The 847-nt window shown below is 51.4% G+C and carries 1 protein-coding gene; it reads right to left on the reverse strand.

Going from position 1 to position 847, the window contains the following annotated elements; all coding sequences use genetic code 11:
• Nucleotides 1-477: 477 nt before the first annotated feature.
• Nucleotides 478-847: hypothetical protein (locus Q5Y75_RS28365; protein ID WP_306203655.1), on the reverse strand; the 370-nt coding region annotated here is incomplete at its 5' end.

Consider the following 847-nt stretch of genomic DNA (forward strand, 5'->3'; position numbering starts at 1 on the left):
CCGGCCCAAAGCCGGACCTTAAGCGACAACACCCGATGCTGCGGCGTCACCCGTCAAACCAGCCGTTCGCTGCAAGCGCAAAATTTGAGAGCCGGACGAGGCGCAGGCTCTGAGTAAATTGGATGCTTCGATCGCCATTCCGATTGACTTTTTTCGCGCACTGCTCATCGCTCTAATCGGGCTCTAATCCTATGCCGAAGCCATTGAGGTTTGGCTGCTGATCGGAGAATTGTTGATCTTTCGTTCGAACTACTATGCGCTGTGGAGAGAGACACAGAACTTACTTCAAAGCGGACACTAGCGCTCAAAGTATCCGCTGAATGCTCGCCCTTTGCCTCGTTGGCTTCGCTGACGCTTGGAGGATTCAAACTATCCTTCATTATTTTTTCTAATCGATGCAGTGCAGTTGCTATCGACAATAAACTGCACTGCAATCAAGTTGGGCCTGAATTGCTCGGGGCGCAAACTCAATGCCTGTTACAATCCGGTTCGTTTGGGCAGTGGCACGTAGAGGTGAACATGCGTTTGCGTGGAGAACTCACCCGTCAACGGTCCATGTGTTTCACCGTCGCTGTGCCACGCAATTGCCAATTCAGAAATCAGCTGTTCACCTGTCAATTGCAGACATGGCGTGATTTCCCGAACAAAACGGGCATTGCCTTCTGCATCGGTCACAAAAGTGTTTTCCGATCCATCGCGTGCTCCAAGCGGTGTGTCATAGAACCCCAAAAACGGTTCAGTTGGGGGCCAGATTGCGAAATCATGCCAGACGGTGTAGACGCCGTTTGGTACGAGTTTCTTGAATTCCAGATCGACAACACCAATGCCATCCTGGCACCGATAGGTT

Origin of the sequence: Ruegeria discodermiae (assembly GCF_030758345.1) — a bacterium.
Lineage (GTDB): Bacteria > Pseudomonadota > Alphaproteobacteria > Rhodobacterales > Rhodobacteraceae > Ruegeria_C.